We start from the raw sequence: 20,283 nt of genomic DNA, 5'->3' as shown, positions 1-20,283 counted from the left end.
TCATTTTTATGACAAAAAAATATGGAATAAAAATCCTACATCTATAACTATAAAAGATTTGCGAAAATTCCGCAATTAAAAAGCCAAAAAAATGGTAATTTGTTAGAAAGTTTTTATTTGGTCAAACTATTACTGGAGGTGAATTTAATGGCAAAGCTTAAAAAGAATCCAAGCAAAGAGGGAGTCAGCGCGGCAAGCGTAAAGGGCAATGCTGGTCCGCACCATGAAAAACATTTTAATAAAGTAAACAGCCAAAATAATCAGTTTAAAAAATAGTCTGCTCCCTGTTTTATAGTATGTTCAAGGCGTACCTTTGCGCTTCCATTAAACGCACATAAAATACCCCAAATCAATGATTTGGGGTATGCGTTTCATCATTATGCCATTACTGTCTCTTCCTGCATAGATATAATCGTTCCCGCATTTCCCTTCAATGCATCTAATGCTTTTTCGAGAGATGTAATAATAGTAGTACGGCCAGGTCTTGATTCTGCAAATTGAATAGCAGCTTCTACTTTAGGAAGCATACTGCCCGGTGCAAAATGACCGTCTTCAGCCAATGCCTTAATTTCATTGGTTGAAATAGATTCCAGCTTTTGCTGATTAGGCTGATTGTAGTTAATGTAGATATTGTCTACAGCAGTCAAAATAATTAATGAGTCCGCATCCACTAATTCTGCTAGCTTCTCAGAAGCAAAATCCTTATCGATTACTGCCTCAACACCAATCAACTCGTCGTCAGATTGCATAACTGGGATACCGCCTCCGCCTGTAGAAATAACAATCTTCCCGCTTTCCACAAGACTATTAATGCTCTTGTGCTCAAGGATGCTGACCGGTTTTGGTGAAGGAACGACTCTTCTCCAACCTCTGCCTGCATCTTCCTTAAAGGAAGCACCAGTCTCCTGGATCAATTTCATCGCTTCCTCTTCTGTATAAAAAGGACCAATCGGTTTTGTAGGATTCTTGAAGGCGCCATCGTTTTCATCAACTACGACCCTTGTTACAATGCCCACTACATCTTTATGAATTCCTCTTTTGCTTAGGGCTTTGTCCATGGCATTTTCCAACCAGTATCCAATCATACCTTGTGACATTGCACCGCAAGTATCAAGTGGCATTGCTGGATTTTTCTCTGAATCAGCCGCTTTTTGCTGAAGAAGGATATTTCCTACCTGTGGACCATTACCATGCGAAATGATGATATCCATTCCATTTTCAACAAGTGTTGCAAGCTGTTCTGCTGTCTTTTCAAGTGCCAGCTGTTGAGCCTTTGCACTGGCATCTCCGGATTGAATGGCATTACCGCCTAAAGCTATCACTACTTTTTTTCTTTCCATAGTTGATTCAATACCTCCAAAAATCAGTCTGTATTTAGAACTCATTAAATGGAAATAGTTCCATTGATCAATCCAACAATCGCCATACCGGCAAATACAACAAACGCTGCTGCAATAGCCAATTCTGTTTTCGTAAATACTTGTTTAATATTCGCTTCTTTCTGTACAGCTCTGTAAATCAGGATACCTGGTGCATATAAAAGCATAGTTAATAGTAAGTATCCAATACCGGCTGCATAAACCATCCAAACACCATATACACTTGCCACAATACCAACAATAATGTTTTTCACGCGATCTGCGGCAGTATCTTGTAAGGAATATTTCAATTGATAGAATGCTGTAAATGCATACGGAATTAAAATAGCTGAAGATGCCAATGAAAATGCAAAGTTATAAGCTTGCTCAGATACAAGGAATGTCAATAGGAACACTTGAATCAGACCATTTGTAATCCATAAAGAATTAGACGGAGCCCCATTTTTATTAACTTTTGCAAACCATTTAGGGAATAATTTATCCTTACCTGCTAAGTAAGGAATCTCGGATGCCAGCAATGTCCAGCCCAACCAAGCACCTAGGACAGAGACTATTAATCCAAGATTGATGAATGTTGCTCCCCATGGACCTACCATTTCTTCAAACACATATGCCATAGACGGATTAGCCAAACCGGCTACTTCTGCACGATTCATTGCACCGATAGACATAATATTAATTAATACGTAAATGATTAACGTACTAATCAAACCAATGACAGTCGCTTTACCAACATCCTTTTTGTCTTTCGCACGGCTGGATAAAACAACCGCTCCTTCAACCCCAATGAACACCCAAAGTGTTACAAGCATAGTGCTCTTTGTTTGGGACATAACATCACTAAATTTGAAGCCAGTACCAGTTCCCCAGAAATCGTCTAAGAAAATATCAGCATTAAAAGCAAAAATACCAATAATGATAAATAGGAAAATAGGAACTAGTTTTGCAATTGTTGTTATCGTATTTACAAGTGTTGCTGAATGAACTCCTCGTAAAACTAAAGCATGCACAGCCCATAGCAATACGCTGGCACCAATGATTGCAGCTATGTTTTGTCCACCTTCAAACATCGGAATAAAGTAACCAATGGAAGAGAACAGCAGTGTAGCGTATGCTACGTTACCTAACCATGCTGACAGCCAGTAACCCCACGCACTGTTGAATCCCATAAATTTACCGAATCCAGCTGAAGCATAGCTGTAAACCCCACCATCAAGATCCGGTCTTTTATCATTCAAGTTTTGGAAAGATAACGCTAACGCAACCATCCCTATTCCAGTAATTGTCCAACCAATAATAATCGCACCAGGAGAAGCTGCACCCGCCATATCTGAAGCAAGGTTAAATGCACCTCCACCAATCATGGAACCTACTACAATGGCAATTAAGGCAAACAAGCCAATCTTTTTATCTTCTGCCATTTTTCTTCACCTCTTAATTTGATAATGGTAGCAGGGAATTGTGTAGAACCAATTCCCTGCTCATCTACTTATTCAATATTTCCTAATGTCAATGCCATTACAGATTTAATCGTATGCATTCTGTTTTCTGCTTGATCAAATACTTTGGAATGCTTACTGCGGAAGACTTCATCTGTAACTTCCATTTCAGCTAATCCGTGCTCTTCATGAATCGTACGACCATAAGAAGTTTCTAAGTCATGGAATGCCGGTAAGCAGTGTAAGAAGATTACATTGTCATTTCCAGTCATTTTGATCATATCCATATTTACTTGATATGGAGCTAATAGAGCGATACGTTCTGCGAACTTGTCTTCTTCTCCCATGGATACCCAAACATCTGTGTAGATAACATCAGCGCCGGATACTGCCTCTTCAACGTTAGAAGTGATTGTTACACGGCCTTGGGACTCTTTTGCCAATTCCTTAGCAAGTTCTACGATAGATGCTTCCGGGAATAAAGATTCCGGTGAACAGATACGTACATCCATACCAACCTTCGCACCGCCAACAAGCAAGCTGTTTGCCACGTTGTTACGGCCATCCCCAACGTATACGAATTTAACGCCTTTTAAGTGACCAATATTTTCTTTTACTGTTAAGAAGTCCGCTAACGTTTGAGTTGGATGCCATAAGTCTGTAAGACCATTCCATACAGGAACTCCGGAGTGCTCCGCCAAAGATTCCACTTTTGCATGTTCAAAGCCACGGAATTCGATACCATCAAACATACGGCCCAAAACTTTTGCAGTATCTTCAATGGACTCTTTTTTTCCAAGTTGGATGTCGTCTTTTCCAAGATATTCAGGATGAGCACCTAAATCAGTACAAGCTACCGTAAAAGCACAACGTGTACGAGTGGATGGTTTTTCAAATAATAGGGCAATATTTTTGCCTTCCATATAACGGTGTGGAATACCTTGTTTTTTCTTTGCTTTCAACTCAGCTGCAAAGTCAATCATATGTAAGAATTCTTCTTCAGTGAAATCTCTTTCTGCTAAGAAGCTTCTTCCTTTAAGGTCTGGTCTTGTTTTAATCATTACTACTTACTCCTCCCACAAGATAACTTACTTTATTTATGTTGATTAAATATCTTCACGTACAAGCGGCATGCTCATGCAGCGTGGGCCCCCACGGCCACGAGACAATTCTGAGCTTTTGATTTCAATTACTTTTACACCATGTTTGCGTAAGCACTCATTTGAGATATAGTTACGGTCATATGTAACAACTACACCAGGTGCAATCGCCAATGTATTGGAACCATCATTCCACTGTTCACGTGGAGCTGCGATTTCATCTCCGTCACCGCAAAGGATGATTTCAAGTTCAGGCAAGTTAAGCACTTCTTTTAAAGCCTCTTTAATGTCAGTACGGTGTGTGATATTTACACTAAATTCATCTGCGCCTTTTTCTAGGATGTAAATATTCATTTTACCGCCAGGTCCCTGAATCATCGGATGCATTGTAAACTTGTTGTAATCTACCATTGTAAATACTGTATCCAGATGCATAAATGCGCGGCTTTTTGGTATTTCAATAGCTACTACTTTCTTAACTTTATCTTGTTTATTCAAGATGCTAAGCGCGAATTTTTCGATTGCTTTAGCAGATGTTCTAGCAGAAACACCGATTGCTACTACTTCTGGGCTTAATACAAGCTCATCTCCACCCTCAATTGGGTTATGGTAAGTACGATCAAGCCATACAGGAACATCTTTACCAGCAAAACGTGGATGATGCTTGATAATATATTCCATAAACATGGATTCTCTGCGTCTTGCAGGTTCGCGCATGTTATTAATCGTTAATCCATTTCCAATTGCGGCTGCCGGGTCACGAGTAAAATAAAGGTTTGGCATTGGATCTGTATAGAATGGATAATGGTCTTCCATCAATTCATACAAATGTGTTTTTTTGCTGATCTCCAGTTCATTTTTGCGGATACCGGACATAATTTTGTCAACCATGTCCTCATTTGAAAATGATAATAAATACTCTTTAAGATTTTCAAATGTACCCTGTACCTTTGCATTGCTTTCTTCAAGCATGCGGCTAACAAATTCCTCTTTCACTTCAGGATTTGTAAGAGATTCTGCAGCAAGCTTCTCAAGGTATAAAACTTCTATTCCTTGATCTCTTAGTGTATTAGCAAAATAATCGTGCTCTTCCTGAATAATCGGCAAATAAGGAATATCATCAAACAATAGTCTCTCCAGATATTCCGGAGTAAGATTTTCTACTTCTTTTCCGGGACGCTTTAACATTACAGTTTTTAAAGTGCCGATTTCAGAAGTAACATGAATTGGATTTGTCATATTGCCTTTCCTCCTGCACACCTTATTTTTCTTACATTTTTAGTGTAAAGGAACGAAAAAAAGAGATTTGTGATTTTTTACACACAAAAAATGTGTAAATCTTCACACAAATCTCTTTAAATAGAAAAGTTTATGTATGAATATTCAATTAATTATCTGTAATTTCCTATTATTTCGCATAACTATGTATATTTTTTTGCATATGATACTTGAAATATAAAAAATATTTCTTATAAATTTGCAATTGTTCTTAACCTTTCTTCCAGGGCCTCTGCTTGATGGATTGTACGGCAAATAATCATACAGGTATCATTCCCACATATAGTTGCCGCTTTCTCTTCCCACTCAAGTTCATCTAAAATTGCCCCAAATGAGTGAGCATGACCAGGTAATGCTTTTAGGATAATAAAATATTCTATTCTTTCAATATTTAATAATGCGTCTTGCATTTTTTTTCGTAGTTTCATTGTGTCATTGTACTTATGATCTCCGATAAATCCATACTTCGTCCCTCCGGTCTTAGATGGATATTTTACTAGGCTTAATTCCCGAATATCTCTTGAAATGGTAGCTTGGGTAATATGCAACCCTTGCTTAGATAATTCTTCGACCAGCTGTTCCTGAGTTTTGATTTCATTATTCTGAATTACCTGCTTAATAATAGCGAGTCTTTTTTCCTTATTCATAACAAAATACTCCTTTTACTAAGATCTATAATTCTATTTTATACTCATTTGTGTATAGATGAGCAATATATTCATGCAAAAGAATAATATGTATTGACTTTCTATTCGGAATTTCTATACTATTTGTATATAAATTAATAAAGATAATATTTATGATGAAGAATAGTACTTAAAATACAAATTATAGCGAGCCGGGAATAGTGAGAGCCTGGTATTATTGGTTTTAAGGAACGCGCTTCTGAAATGCTCATGCGAACATCTTTAGTAGTTTGGGCCGGACTTTTCCGTTATAAAGTTAAAGTGGTTCATTAGAACAAGCAGAGTGGTACCGCGGGTTTACAGCCCGTCTCTTAAAGATTTTTAAGAGACGGGCTTTTTTTATTATATTTTACTGGAGGCTGAGGATATGGATATAAAATTAGATGTAGCTTCTCATATGAATGAAGTACTAAACGGTGACTTAAATCTTGAAACATGCTTGTCTTTGGTCGAAATCCCAAAGAACAAAGAACATGGAGATTTGGCATTTCCCTGTTTTACTCTCGCAAAACTATGGAAGCAATCTCCACAGAAAATTGCAGTAACATTAGCTGACCAACTAAAGGATGAACGTTATGAGGATGTAAAAGCTATAGGACCATATGTTAACTTTTTCCTCGATAAAAAATTCATCAGTGAAAAAGTAATGAATGCGATATTAGCTGATCAACACCATTACGGCTCACTGTCTCTTGGAAATGGGGAAAATATCGCAATTGATATGTCTTCACCCAATATCGCCAAGCCCTTTTCGATGGGGCACCTTCGCTCCACAGTAATCGGAGCCTCTATAGCCAATATTGTTAAAAAATGCGGTTATACTCCCGTTAAAATTAATCATATTGGTGATTGGGGCACTCAATTTGGAAAATTAATTGTAGCCTATAAAGCATGGGGAAATGAAGAAAAAGTTAAAAAGAGTCCCATCAGCGAACTTTTAAAGTTATATATTACTTTTCATGAAAAAGCTGAAATAGAACCTGAGCTAGAGCAACAGGGACGTGACTGGTTCAAAAAGCTGGAGGATGGGGACGAAGAAGCCACGAAATTATGGGAATGGTTCAGAGATGAATCCCTGAAGGAATTCGAGATAATATATGATCTGCTGGGCATTCAATTCGACTCTTTTAATGGGGAAGCTTTTTATAATGATAAGATGGCAGAGGTTATAGAAATAATTGAGAATAGTGGCCTGCTTGTAGAAGATCAAGGTGCCCTGGTAGTCAAATTAGAGAAAGAGGGATTAACACCTTGCTTAATCAAAAAATCCGATGGCGCGACTCTTTATGTAACACGAGATTTATCAGCTGCTTTATACCGTCATCGTACCTACGATTTTGCCAAGGCTGTATATGTAGTCGGAAATGAACAATCCTTACATTTTAAACAGCTTAAAGCTGTTTTAAAGAAACTTGGATTTGACTGGGCTGACGACATTTCACATGTACCATTCGGAATGATTATGAAAGACGGCAAAAAAATGTCGACCCGTAAAGGAAGAGTTGTCCTCCTCGAGGAAGTGCTGGCCGAATCAATCGAGCTTGCTCGTAAAAATATTGAAAATAAAAATCCTGATTTAAATAACAAAGATGAGGTTGCAAGACAAGTCGGTGTAGGAGCAGTTATATTCAATGATTTGAAAAATGACCGTATGAATAATATTGAATTCTCGCTCGAGGACATCCTAAAGTTCGAAGGTGAAACCGGTCCCTATTTACAATATACAAATGCTCGTGCCCATTCGATTCTTAGAAAGGCATCCACTCCTACGAGTGCTTCAGCAGGCTTAAGTGATGAATATAGCTTTGATATTGTAAAGCATTTGCTGGCCTTTCCATCCGTGATTGAGCGGGCTTTCGAAAAAATGGAGCCATCCGTTATTGCTAAATACTTGATTGACTTGGCTCAATCCTTTAATCGCTATTATGGACATATACGCATATTGGAGAATGACAGTGAATTGCAAAATCGCTTGGCTTTAATAAAATCAATTACCATTGTTCTTGAAGAAGGTATGCATTTATTAGGAATGGAAGCACCGCAGGAAATGTAATCTTAACTAACCTAAAAACAAATCGGAGAACCGTTTACCATAGAAACAGTTCTCCGATATATTTTCCTTATTTTTGTTCAGTCCATTATGATTGTATTGTAAATTCAGGTACCCCTTCGAAAACGGCTAATTCGTCGGCTGTAAATTGGACTCTAATCTCCTTTTTTTCATGAACCTGTAAATAAGCTGTTACCTGTTTTTCTTTCTTTACAGAATCGGAAACAGGAAAATGCAACGTTACCTGCTGTGATTGATGCTCATAATTTTGCAGTATAATTTTGCATTCATACAGATTACCTTCATCCTGCTCTTCCATTGTACATTCGCTTTCCAAATATTCTATAGCATTAGCTCCATTCTCAGCAGCATAAATATACGTTTTGGCAGAAGTACTTAATAGACTATTAATTACAAAAGGAATAGCAAACAATAAGACAACCAAGAATACCGGTTCAAATTGCGTATATTTCTTTAAAATCCGGGGATGCTCCATAGATAGCCATTTCAAAAATAACAAGATTCCGCTGACCTGAATGATAATGGATACAATCCAAACATAAGAGATTCCAATCTCGGCTGTAACAGGAATAGAGTACGCTTGAAACAGTTGATGGCCTATAGTTTCATCCTGACCGGGCCATTTCAGTTGTAATACTAACCCCCAAATAAATATAACTGCTCCCAGTGTATGATAGGAAGTTTTGACCACATTACCCCTCCATCCCTTCAGTTTAATATTCCTATTATAGTAGGGAGATGGAGAGATTTTCAATTAATCAGTTCATAAATTCCCTCATATAACCTCTTCTTCAAAATATTCAGGTTTATGAATATGGAGCATTCGATCCTTTATAGACAAAATCTGGTCCTTCTTTAATTTATTTACGACCATACTTACGGTTTCTCTGGAGGTTCCGGACATAACAGAAATTTTGGTTGTTGTAATTGGGCAATTAATACGAATGACCCCCGATTCTTCTTCACCCAAATCATTCATTAAATAATCAATGGTATTCAACACTCTTACATGTGCACTCGGGGTCATAACATTTTTAACTCGATTTTCTTGTACCGCAAGTAATTCATTGACTTGCAGGATTACTTTTTTAAGAAGTGTAGAGTTTTTTGATACAATACTTTCGAATGCATCTGCCACCATATAGAAAACCCGAATATCAGTTTCTGCGACGGCACTATGATTGTAGTCCTCATTTTTAAATAAGCCCATATAAGGAAAGACTGTATTCTTTTTAACGTAACTTGTATATAATAAGCTACCCTGCTGATTCGATTTTTCAAGCATTACAAAGCCATCAATTAATATATATATCCTGAGTCTCGGATCTCCTTCAAAAAATAGATATTGACCCTTCTTATATGTTCTTTCATATATAAAAGGCTCCAGTTCCTTTATCTCTTTTTCTGATAAGCACGAAAATAGGTCAACTTGTCTTAATAATTGAATTGCTTTTGCTTTCATTCGAACACCCACTTATATGTATTGTTCAGTTTCTATCAATTCTTCTATTAAATTCAGCTTGCAAACAAGATATGTTTTGAGCTGATAACAATCTAAAAATCCCTTTAAGGCAAGATTCTACTTAACCTTATTTCACTCCATTGACATTTAGATTATTTTACAAACATACCTGATGCTGATCGATTGGGCCTCATCCTTGCAGGAATATAGTATAAGGCCGAGTAACCGGACGGATCATTTACTTGCATGCAGTTACTATTCTATTAATATCAAAAGCAAAATATCTCTTTTTTTATTTTATCAAAAAATTATATTAAAATAATTAAAAGTAGATAAAAAAACAAAAAAGTATGTATTTTTAATAAATTTATTATTAAAATTCATACTTTTATCACTCTATCCATTTTTATTTAATTGGAACTTCATCTACACTCTCGCAACACTACTTATTTTTTCCTGATTCAATTCAATATTTGCTTCTTCTATAAGAATAGAGTGATCTAAATTGTCTGTCGCTACCCGTGTAGACACTCCCATAAATACAGTAAAATCATTTATATTGGATGCTAATTTATTATCAACTGTCAGCTGAATAAGCCCATTTCTTAATTCAGCTTGCCTCTCTCTAATTTGTTTACCAAATAGTCCTGAAAAGATGACAGCAAATCGGCTGCCCTCTATATGAGTTACAACTCCCTCTCCGTCCACTGCCTCGCATAATTTTTTAGATACTTCCATTAATACATGGTCACTATAGGAAAATTCCTGATCTCTCCTATACTCCTTCATATAATCAATCTCGATTAAATATAATGTAACTGGTGTTCCAGACTTTTTAGATTCAAGCCAAACCTCAGTTAAGTAAGAATTAAAATAGCGTCGATTTGGGATATTTAAAATATAATCCGTGAATGACATTTGCCGTAATTGTTCATTTTTTTCATTCAATAGTTTTATTGAATTATATTGGTCAGTTATCTCATTGAATACGAGTACAACTGCTTCTATATGTTTATCTGCATTTAAAACAGGATTGGCACTAACTTCGAGCCAAATAGGCTTTTGAAATTTGAAATTTTTTATGCCGATAACTTCTTTTTCAACCGGTTTACACGTATTTAATGATACCGATATTGGGATATCATTTTTATGTATTAGATTTCCATGTCTGTCTACGAGTCCCCATAGACCATCAATCAATGATACAGAAGAAGCACTTTCAGTTGCTATTCCAAGGATCTCACCTCCAACTCGATTTATGTCAATTATTTTCCCCTTGGAATCACTGATAATGATTCCATATAAAATCGAATTAATAGATTGTCCCCTCTCCTTATCACCCACGTTTATTGGCTGTCTGGATATGTAATAGGATTGAAGACTAATAACAAAAATCAATATACCAGAGAGAAGGATTGTTCCAAATTCCAAATGTTCATAATCAAATAGGATTACTATAAAATTCAGGCCTAATAACAAGAGAAACAGAGTGAGAAATACCGGATAATATCCTATAAATAAACCCGGCAATTTCCCATATAACTTTTGTCTCATTCATTCACCTTTTCTTTACATATTATTTATATAATTCGCACTTATGTAGTTTTATATGACTATCTCTTTATTATAAAACAAAAAATAACAATAACTGCCATGTAACATATTCTTAAACTAAATATAAAATAGTAATTTATCATTCATTAAAAATATATATTTTGAGAGCCATAATTAGTTGTTATTAAACAAAAAATACCCCCTGCTGATTCAAACTCAGCAAGAGGTATTCAATGTTAATTTCCTTATGAAGATGTAGAAAACATGTATTTCTTATGATGGTATCTTATGCTGAATATTAATCCGAGCGCCATCATATTGCCGAGCAATGAGCTTCCCCCATAGCTTAAAAATGGTAAAGGAATACCGGTAATCGGCAGCAAGCCGATCGTCATCCCAATATTTTCAAACACATGGAAAGTCAGCATACAGATTACACCAACACAAATATAGGTATTAAAATCATTTTTAGTTTCAAGTCCAATTTTTGTCATGTTATAGATCAATAAGAAGAATAAGCTGATGACAATGCTTGAACCAAGAAATCCGTATTCCTCTCCAATGACAGCAAATATGAAATCTGTGTGACCTTCTGGCAAGTAAACCTCCCTATTCGCAAATCCCTTACCGGATGTGGTCCCGGAACCAATTGCTAATAGCGATTTGATTAACTGGTACCCTTCAGAAGAAGTATAGTTATACGGATCAAGCCATGCATAGATACGCCCAAATTGATACTGTTTAACATGGAAATATTTCTCCATAATATTTGGATGCCATACAACGAGGTAAAAAATAACTCCAACTAACAGTGTACCACCGCCAAATATCGGTAAAAGTAATTTCCAAGTGATACCCGATACAAAAATCATCCCAACCATAATCGCAATCATGACAAGAGAAGTACCCAAATCGGGCTGTTTCATGACAAGCAAAATCGGAATAGCTGTAGTAATTACGATTTTACATAAAAGGATAAAGTCGGTTTGAAGTGTTTTAATCCGATGCTTCAGATGATGATTTTGGATAAGAGCCGCCAACGCCAAAATTAGAAATACCTTCATAAATTCCGATGGCTGAATTGAACCAATACCAGGAAATCTAAACCAGCTTTTTGCTCCATTGACAACTGGAGCGATACTTGTTGGTGCAATTATAATGGTCATCAATAGAAATAAGCCAAAGAAATATAAATACCAGCTCATTTTTTTCATTTGGTCAGCATCAAATCTCATGATCACAAATGCAAGGCTGATTCCTACGATATACCAGACAATTTGCTTTACAAGAAAGTTTTCGGAGGCATATTGACCTGTCGTTTGTGCACTATATATAGCCATACAGCTTGTTATAAAAAGCAAAAATACAATAAATAGAAGACCATAATCTATTCTCGACGTGAAATTTTTATTGTTAGACATGATAAACCACCATATTCATTACTAGTTAGGCCAGTAGCCATTTTCTTTATTATACTTGAACAAGATAAAATCACAACTGACACGGCATCAAGAATATAATTCCTGAAAAAGATAATTATACATATAAATCGTTATCAATTCCACTTTCTACAATACAGTCCTTCTTTAAACTATTTTTAATGGATTCTTATTGTACCAGTTTTATAGATTTGAACTAAAAAAGCAAACATTCGCATCTGCTAGAAAGCTTAAACCCGCTAATTTTTTCTATTTTCATGATTAGTGTTAATGAGAAAAGTAATAAGGGTACATACTACTAAAGAGCTGACTAAAGGAGTGATCTTTTATGGAACATAAATCTAAACAAACATTCCGTCATACATATATTCCTTTAACTTCCTCTACAAGCGGAATGGGTATTGAGGTAAAAGAAGATATTTATGTCCTGAATACGCAAATTGTCAATGTGACACTGGCTGGTCTTCCTAATCAAGAAAATTTTGTTCTGATTGATGCCGGTATGCCTAAAGCAGATGACGAAATTATTGAAGCAGTAAACAAACGGTTTGGTGAAGATAGTATGCCAAAAGCGATTATTTTAACACATGGCCACTTTGACCATGTTGGTGCACTTGAGGAATTACTGGATAAGTGGGATGTGCCTGTATATGCACATGAGCTGGAAATCCCTTATTTAACCGGACAAAAGAATTATCCTGAACCTGACTATAAAGCAGAGGGCGGACTTGTTCCTGATATTGCCCGATTCTTCCCTAATCACGGCATTGATCTCGGCAATAAAGTGCAACCTCTTCCTGCTGATGGGAGTGTTCCTGAAATGCCTGGCTGGAGATGGATCCATACGCCCGGGCATACACCAGGACATATTTCATTATACCGAGAAGAAGATGGCTTCTTGATTGCCGGAGATGCATTTGTTGGAGTAAAACAGGAATCCCTTTATAAAGTTCTTACTCAAAAACAAGAAATCAGCGGTCCACCGCGTTATTTCACAACAGATTGGACAGCCGCAAAGGTTTCAGTCATACAGTTAAATCAGCTAAATCCAAACTTTGCTGTAACAGGTCATGGTCTCCCTCTCCTTGAGGAATACTTAAAAAAAGAGCTTAACATCCTGGCATCCAATTTTGATGAGATGGCCATTCCGAAACACAGTATTTACAAGCAGGAAGAATAGGCACTTATTTTAATACCGGATATCCATCTTGATCCCTCTTTAGACAATCGAGAATGTCCTGTTAAAATCACCTTCTATAAAAACAAAAAAGAGATCAGATGGTTTCTCTACCTCTAATCTCTTTTTTCATTTCCCTATTTCCGTAATCGAAGGATCCTTCAGTTAACATACAAAGAGACTCAATCATAAACAGCTGAAAAATTCGAAATACCTTTGTCATCGTTTACTAATAAAATACGAATCAGCTGATTGTGCAGGTTCCGTATTCTAACATTACAAGAAACTCAACTGTATATTTCATTTCTCTATCCCTGTATCCTCTATCATATCCCTTTACATAATCTGTAAGATTAAAATGATTCGCATTCTTTATCCTGCGATTACATTTAATTTTAAGGATATATAACTCTTTTACTTTGTTCGCCTTCTCGAGTGACTTACCTCTACGAAACAAACACATTGATTGAGCCTCTTTATAGGTTAAAACTTTGTATATGATCCTTCTGCTTTAATAATAACTCATATCCCAATCAAATAAATGCATATATTTTGAACTTTTTGTTAATATTACCTTTTCATTTTACAAATTCATCCATATTTCCTATATGATTATCTTAGAAATATGAAAAGGAGCTGTCAAAGATGAAAAGGAAGCTATACATAAGTTTTACAGCTATTATAATCATCATACTTATTTACATATCCATCCTTCAATTTAATATGTTTCGCTACGCTAATCAAGAACAGGAGGAAACAATTGATTATATTATTGTACTCGGTGCAAGAGTAAAAGGTGAAACACCATCACTGTCACTAAAGTACCGTATTGATGCTGCAGCTGATTTTTTAATAAATCATCCTAAATGTATTGCAATCCTATCCGGTGGTCAGGGAGATGGTGAGGATATTTCTGAAGCTGAGGCAATGAAAAGAGGATTAGAGGAATACGGTATACCAAGCAACAGATTAATCCTGGAAGATGCTTCGACAAACACGAAAGAAAATATATCATTTTCGAAAGAACTGATACCAAACCACCTAAATTCTGGTGCCGTTGTAACAAATGATTACCACCTCTATCGAACAATCAAAATAGCTGAGAAACTAGATTTAAAATTAACTGGGATTCCAGCTAAAACACCTAAAATTTCAAGGCTGAAGTCACATGTGAGGGAGTACGCGGCTATAACGTCCTATAGACTAAAAAAAGATATTAGCTGGTGATTGGTATCAAAAAAAGAAATGTAGATCATGGCTGTCCCATTTTCTGCATTTCTTTTTAATAACATCTTGTTATTCCCACGGTCTTTTTGTTGTGATATATTCAGCAAGCTCCTTACTTTGGATACGATGCAGTTTTCGTTTAGCAGCACGAATGCTCCCTGTCTCATTCAGTTTCTTCTCTTCCTCGGTTTCAGGGACGATGGTTGGAACACGACATGGCCTTCCTCCTTCATCCAGTGCAACAAATGTAAGAAATGCTGTTGCTGCAATTTTACGTTCTCCGCTCATTAAATTTTCAGCAATTACCTTTACAAATACCTCCATAGAGCTCTTGCCAGTATAGGTCACATACGACTCCAAACATACAGAGTCCCGGGTTGTAATGGGATTTAGAAAATCTACAGAATCAGTTGAGGCCGTAACCACCGTTTTACGGCTATGTCTCGTCGCTGAAAGTGAAGCTGTCATATCAATATCACTCATTAACTTTCCGCCAAATAATGTATTATGATCGTTTACATCGCTCGGAAATATACGGTTTGTTTTTACAATTCTTGTTTCACTGCATGTCTTTGTTTCCAAGTTGTTACCTTCTTTCCTTCTATACGCTCATTTATTCTTTTTATATCTTACTATATGGAATGTTTCAACCAATACGATTCAGTGTGCAGACAATATTGATACATTTTAAGGAATCATCAAATTTGATAAATTGTTGTATAAATTATTTAATTAAATTATGGTATGCGTATAATTCCCATAACCTTTCCTGAAGGAGGAATTTAATTGAAGAGATTATTAGCCGCACTAACAGATAGGGTTACTACTAAACGCGGCATGTGGATAACATTAATTGCATGGTTAGTGGTGACCTTAGGATTATTCTTATTTGCACCAAGTGCCAAAGATTATGATGTGTCGAGTATACAAACATTACCTGATGATGCAAAATCCGTTATTGCTAACGAAGAACTGAACAAATACTTTAAAGATGATCAGGGAGTCCCAGCTCTTTTAGTATTCTCGACTGAGTCAGGCAAAGCAGACACGCAGACAATAAGTCAGGCGATGGATGTGATTATTAAGGAAGATATAAAAGGAGTTAAGGAAGCTGTTCCTTTTTCTTCACTGCCTCCACAGGCACAGGCACAATTTTTATCAAAGGATGAAACAACAGCTGTTATACCGCTTAATTTTGAAAGCTCACTTGAGTCAAAAGAAATTCAAGCTGGCATTGAGGATATCTATTCTGCAGTAGAAGACACCACTGCTGACATGACATTCAAGATTACTGGACCGGCGGGAATTGCCGCTGATACATTGGGCTTATTTTCAAAAGCCGACCTTGTCTTATTATTTTCAACAGTTGGATTGATTTTAGTCCTGCTAATTGTTATTTATCGTTCCCCGTTATTAGCACTGATTCCACTTTTGGCTGCTGGTTTTGTATATATAGTGGTAGATCAGGTGCTGGGAATTATGGGGAAAGCTGGTTTGGAAATGAGCACGCAATCTCTCTCCATTATGACCATTCTCTTATTTGCAGCCGTGATAGATTATTCTCTATTCGTTTTTGCACGATATCGAGAAGAACTGAAACGTTATACCAGCAAGCATGAAGCAATGAGTTTGGCGATGAGAGAAACAGGCGAACCTGTTTTCTTCTCAGGCGGGACAGTTTTGGCCGCCATGCTTGTCCTATTCATGGCTAAAAATGGGGATTATCAAAGCTTTGCACCTACTTTTGCCACCACGATGTTTATCATCATGATTGCATCCGTGACACTCGTTCCGGCTTTATTTACCCTATTTGGCCGAAAATCCTTTTGGCCTAAGATCCCTCAGGTTGGGGAAAGTAATCAAACAAAAGCTACGTTCTGGTCCAGAACTGCAAACTTTGTTACCACCAAGCCTTTAATGGCTGGAGGAATTGTCTTTGCTATTCTGCTTATCTCTTCCTTAAACATTTTTAATATAAAATATGAATTTGATACAGTAAAAGGATTCCCAGAGGATATGCAATCTCGTGAAGGCTATGAGATTGTGGAAGAAAAGTTCGATAAAGGTGACTTGGCACCCACAACCGTTTTACTTAAATCTGAACAATCTATTTCAAAGGACCAAAGCGAAAAACTTGCAAAAACACTTGAAGAACAAAATCTGGTAGCAAGTATTCGCCAATCAGGTGCTACTGAAGATGGAAAAGCACTACAGTACAGTCTTTCATTTTCAGAAAGTCCATATGCATTAGAATCCTTAGATGCTTTAGAGTCCATACGAGACAAATCAGATACGCTCTTAAAAGAAGCAGACATTGAAGGGGAGCTATACTTCGCTGGAGAAACTGCTACAAAAGTGGACGATCGAACCATTAATGATCGGGATATTATCGTGATTGTCATTGCAGAAACATTACTCATTTTAGTTCTACTGTTTGTTTTGACCAAATCGTTCAAGATGCCTATTTATATGATGGGAACGATTTTGCTATCCTTCCTGGCAGCTCTAGGTCTTGGAACATTTTTAACAGATATCCTATTTGGCATTGATGCTATTAACACCCGTGTACCGCTATATGCTTTCGTATTCCTTGTAGCACTGGGTATCGATTATAATATTATTTTAATATCCAGATACAAAGAAGAACGCGAAAAGCACCCTGTTAAAAAAGCTGTGGAAATCGCGGTGGCCAATACAGGCGGTGTCATTTCCTCCGCAGGAATCATTCTTGCGGCCACATTCGCTGTATTAATGACACAGCCCATTGCCGTTTTATTTGTTTTTGGTTTTATTGTAGCAATAGGCATTATATTGGATACATTCCTTGTAAGAGGCCTATTACTCCCTTCTCTAATCCTGTTCTTTGAAAAGGATGCAGACCAGCAGAAAGAAGTTCATTCAACTAAACTATAATTTAACCCACCAATACCCGGTATTGATGACAGGATTTAAATGTCACCGATATCGGGTATTGATATTTTATAGTTTGGAAAAGAATAATTTGATTCGTCTTTCATTAAATTCACGAGAATCATCCATTATAGAAAGGATGACTGCGTATTGATATCCGAATCAATGGGAGGACAGGATATGACCGAACAAAATTATGCTAAACACGAGGAAGAACAACGACTATCAACCATTACCAGGATTATTGAGGACAAAGCCAATAAGCTGAACCAATCATCAGGTGGACTTAAAGATGAAGTCATTCATATTCGCAAAACCTTTTGGGAAGATGTCACCGTCAATATGGACAATGTGGAGGATGCTGTCGAAACACTGGCGAGCATAAAACAGCAATCTGAATTACTGTCAGAAAGAGAAAGAACCCAACATCAGATTACGAAGCAACTTAAAACACTGGACCTACTTAAAGACTCCCCTTATTTCGGCAGGATTGATTTTCATGAAGACGGTGAGGAACAAATAGATCAAGTCTATATTGGAATTGCTTCTCTAATGGATCAGAACAATGAAAATTTCCTGATCTATGATTGGCGTGCCCCAATCTCGAGTCTATACTATGACCACTCGCCCGGACCTGCTGAATATCAAACACTCGAAGGGTCCATCACGGGTACGATGGAGCTAAAGAGACAATATATCATCAAAAATGGAAAGCTTAAAAGTATGTTTGATACCGGCTTAACAATAGGAGATGAACTCTTAAAAGAAGTTCTTGGCACCCGTGCGGATAATCAAATGAAGAATATTGTCGCCACGATTCAAAAAGAGCAAAATAAAATTATTCGTAATGTACAAAGTAAGTATTTGGTCGTCCAGGGTGTGGCCGGAAGCGGTAAAACTTCGGCTGCCCTTCAGCGCGTGGCTTTTTTACTATATCGTTATTTTGGGAAAATCAAATCAGATCATATCTTATTATTTTCTCCAAATCCCCTATTCAACAGCTATATAGCCACTGTTCTGCCTAATTTAGGTGAAGAAAACATGCAACAAATTACTTTTCAGGATTATATCGAAAAGTATGTAGGTAACGAATTTGATATCGAGGATCCTTTTCAACAAATGGAATACGTATTGAAAAATGAACAGGATGAATATTATCAGGCCCGACTTGAAGGAATTCGTTTTAAGTCCCACTTGCAGTATAAACAAATGATTGATGCCTATATTGACCATCTCAGTCGACAGGATTTAAAATTTAAAACCATTACTTTTCGCGGTGAAATACTTATTTCATCAAGTGAGATTGCGGAATACTTTTACTCTCTCGATGGTGGGGGCCCTATCCAGCTTCGTATGCAGACTGTGAAGGATTGGCTCTTACAAAAACTGAATCAAATAGAAAAACTCGAATATAAAAAAGAATGGGTAGAAGATGAATTAGAGTTACTTGAAACAGATGAATATACCGAGACTTATTTGGAGATTCAGGCAAGAGATCGCTTGTCAGAGGACACATTTAATGATTTTGAACACGAGAAAGATGAATTGGCAAAAAAATTAGTTCGTAAATATTTTAATCCAATAAAAAAAGCCATTAAAAATCTAAAATTTATCCATGTAAAAGCTATCTATATGAACTTCTTCCTTAATGGCTATAAATATATCAATGATGCTGATTATCCTAAAATATGGCCAAAGATTTGTGATTACACCTTAGACAAATGCAAGCAAAACCAATTAGCCAATGAAGATGCAACAGCTTATATTTATTTAAAGGCACAATTGGAGGGACGAAAAACCAATAATGTTATCCGGCATTTATTTATTGACGAGGCACAGGATTATTCGCCATTTCAATTTGCTGTTCTCAAACAACTTTTTCCAAATAGCAAAATGACCATTTTAGGCGACTTTAATCAGGCTATTTATGCTCATTCGATGAATGCACCAACCCTTCTGTCTAATGAGCTGTATGAGTCAGAGAGCTTTGAGAAGATGGTTCTGACAAAGAGCTACCGATCAACCCGTCAAATTGTTGACTTTACGAAGGAAATTCTCAGCAATGTCCAAATTGAACCATTTAATAGAACTGGGCCAAAACCTACGATAAAAATCGTTAATAACATTTCAGAACGGATCCAGGAAATAATGAATCTAATCGCTTCTTTGGAGAACGCTGGCCATCAAACCATTGCGATTATATGTAAAACAGAAGAAGAAACTCAGAATGCCTACGTAGAATTATCAAGAGATCTTGATATCCAGCTCATGCAAAAAAACACCTATTCGTATAATAAGGGAATATTAATCCTGCCTTCCTATTTATCGAAAGGAATTGAATTCGATGCTGTCATTATTTTTGATGCATCAAAAGAAACCTATAACCGTGAATTGGAGCGAAAGTTATTCTATACGGCTTGTACAAGAGCTATGCACGAACTCTATCTGTTTAACAGTGATGAAATGAGTCCATTTCTTGATGCGATACCGCCTGATTTGTACCATGTTGATTGAAGGCATAAAAAGACCTGAATGGTATAATCCATTCAGGTCTCTTTATG

The 20,283-nt window shown here is 36.7% G+C and carries 16 protein-coding genes and 1 other annotated feature; of the genes, 6 read left to right on the top strand and 10 right to left on the bottom strand.

Annotation, left to right across the window (positions count from 1 at the left end):
* Nucleotides 1-147: 147 nt before the first annotated feature.
* Complete coding sequence (locus AC4D4B_RS04680) at nucleotides 148-276, top strand: YuzL family protein (RefSeq protein ID WP_490994806.1); 129 nt, start codon at nucleotides 148-150, stop codon at nucleotides 274-276.
* A 101-nt stretch (nucleotides 277-377) separates the two neighbouring features.
* Here AC4D4B_RS04680 and arcC read toward each other — a convergent pair whose 3' ends face one another.
* The 5 genes from arcC to argR form a co-directional block, all read right to left on the bottom strand.
* Entirely contained in the window at nucleotides 378-1,340 is a 963-nt protein-coding gene (arcC, locus tag AC4D4B_RS04675) for a carbamate kinase (protein ID WP_490999284.1), read from the bottom strand.
* A 44-nt stretch (nucleotides 1,341-1,384) separates the two neighbouring features.
* A complete protein-coding gene (gene arcD / locus AC4D4B_RS04670; RefSeq protein WP_490999283.1) occupies nucleotides 1,385-2,800 on the bottom strand; it encodes an arginine-ornithine antiporter in 1,416 nt (471 codons plus the stop codon).
* 68 nt (nucleotides 2,801-2,868) lie between these two features.
* Complete coding sequence (gene argF / locus AC4D4B_RS04665; protein WP_490999282.1) at nucleotides 2,869-3,879, bottom strand: ornithine carbamoyltransferase; 1,011 nt, start codon at nucleotides 3,877-3,879, stop codon at nucleotides 2,869-2,871.
* A gap of 45 nt (nucleotides 3,880-3,924) precedes the next feature.
* Nucleotides 3,925-5,157, bottom strand: a complete 1,233-nt coding sequence (gene arcA, locus AC4D4B_RS04660; RefSeq protein WP_490994809.1) for an arginine deiminase — start codon at nucleotides 5,155-5,157, stop codon at nucleotides 3,925-3,927.
* 230 nt (nucleotides 5,158-5,387) lie between these two features.
* The gene (gene argR / locus AC4D4B_RS04655) at nucleotides 5,388-5,843 is read right to left on the bottom strand and encodes an arginine repressor (protein ID WP_490994810.1); all 456 of its coding nucleotides are present in this window, start codon (nucleotides 5,841-5,843) and stop codon (nucleotides 5,388-5,390) included.
* Nucleotides 5,844-5,986: 143 nt separating this feature from the next.
* Nucleotides 5,987-6,197: a binding site (T-box leader), on the top strand.
* 52 nt (nucleotides 6,198-6,249) lie between these two features.
* Here argR and argS point away from each other — a divergent pair.
* The gene (gene argS / locus AC4D4B_RS04650; protein ID WP_490999281.1) at nucleotides 6,250-7,935 is read left to right on the top strand and encodes an arginine--tRNA ligase; all 1,686 of its coding nucleotides are present in this window, start codon (nucleotides 6,250-6,252) and stop codon (nucleotides 7,933-7,935) included.
* An 85-nt stretch (nucleotides 7,936-8,020) separates the two neighbouring features.
* On the opposite strand, the gene AC4D4B_RS04645 is transcribed toward argS, so the two are convergent.
* The 4 genes from AC4D4B_RS04645 to rodA form a co-directional block, all read right to left on the bottom strand.
* A complete protein-coding gene (locus AC4D4B_RS04645) occupies nucleotides 8,021-8,644 on the bottom strand; it encodes a hypothetical protein (RefSeq protein ID WP_490999280.1) in 624 nt (207 codons plus the stop codon).
* An 84-nt stretch (nucleotides 8,645-8,728) separates the two neighbouring features.
* Nucleotides 8,729-9,415 carry a Crp/Fnr family transcriptional regulator gene (locus AC4D4B_RS04640; protein ID WP_490994813.1) on the bottom strand — a complete coding sequence of 229 codons (687 nt, stop codon included), beginning with the start codon at nucleotides 9,413-9,415 and terminating at the stop codon, nucleotides 8,729-8,731.
* Between the two features lie 426 nt (nucleotides 9,416-9,841).
* Nucleotides 9,842-10,969: a GGDEF domain-containing protein gene (locus AC4D4B_RS04635; RefSeq protein WP_490999279.1), complete on the bottom strand. Its 1,128-nt coding sequence runs from the start codon at nucleotides 10,967-10,969 to the stop codon at nucleotides 9,842-9,844.
* Between the two features lie 245 nt (nucleotides 10,970-11,214).
* Entirely contained in the window at nucleotides 11,215-12,390 is a 1,176-nt protein-coding gene (rodA, locus tag AC4D4B_RS04630; protein WP_490999278.1) for a rod shape-determining protein RodA, read from the bottom strand.
* 346 nt (nucleotides 12,391-12,736) lie between these two features.
* Here rodA and AC4D4B_RS04625 point away from each other — a divergent pair, with 346 nt between their 5' ends.
* Nucleotides 12,737-13,588 carry an MBL fold metallo-hydrolase gene (locus AC4D4B_RS04625; RefSeq protein WP_490999277.1) on the top strand — a complete coding sequence of 284 codons (852 nt, stop codon included), beginning with the start codon at nucleotides 12,737-12,739 and terminating at the stop codon, nucleotides 13,586-13,588.
* A gap of 642 nt (nucleotides 13,589-14,230) precedes the next feature.
* Nucleotides 14,231-14,812 (top strand): YdcF family protein, encoded by a 582-nt coding sequence (locus AC4D4B_RS04620; RefSeq protein ID WP_490999276.1) that lies wholly within the window; start codon nucleotides 14,231-14,233, stop codon nucleotides 14,810-14,812.
* Nucleotides 14,813-14,881: 69 nt separating this feature from the next.
* Here the strand turns inward: AC4D4B_RS04620 and AC4D4B_RS04615 are convergent, their stop codons facing one another.
* Entirely contained in the window at nucleotides 14,882-15,394 is a 513-nt protein-coding gene (locus AC4D4B_RS04615; RefSeq protein WP_066106417.1) for an acyl-CoA thioesterase, read from the bottom strand.
* A gap of 204 nt (nucleotides 15,395-15,598) precedes the next feature.
* Between AC4D4B_RS04615 and AC4D4B_RS04610 the strand changes: the two genes are divergently transcribed.
* Both AC4D4B_RS04610 and helD read left to right on the top strand, forming a co-directional pair.
* Nucleotides 15,599-17,725, top strand: a complete 2,127-nt coding sequence (locus AC4D4B_RS04610) for an MMPL family transporter (protein ID WP_490999275.1) — start codon at nucleotides 15,599-15,601, stop codon at nucleotides 17,723-17,725.
* A 177-nt stretch (nucleotides 17,726-17,902) separates the two neighbouring features.
* Nucleotides 17,903-20,236 (top strand): RNA polymerase recycling motor HelD, encoded by a 2,334-nt coding sequence (gene helD, locus AC4D4B_RS04605; RefSeq protein WP_490999274.1) that lies wholly within the window; start codon nucleotides 17,903-17,905, stop codon nucleotides 20,234-20,236.
* Nucleotides 20,237-20,283: the final 47 nt, after the last annotated feature.

Source organism: Pradoshia sp. Z6_59, assembly GCF_058267515.1.
Note: the sequence above shows the minus strand (reverse complement) of the source record. Positions and strands in the feature narration are given on the sequence as shown.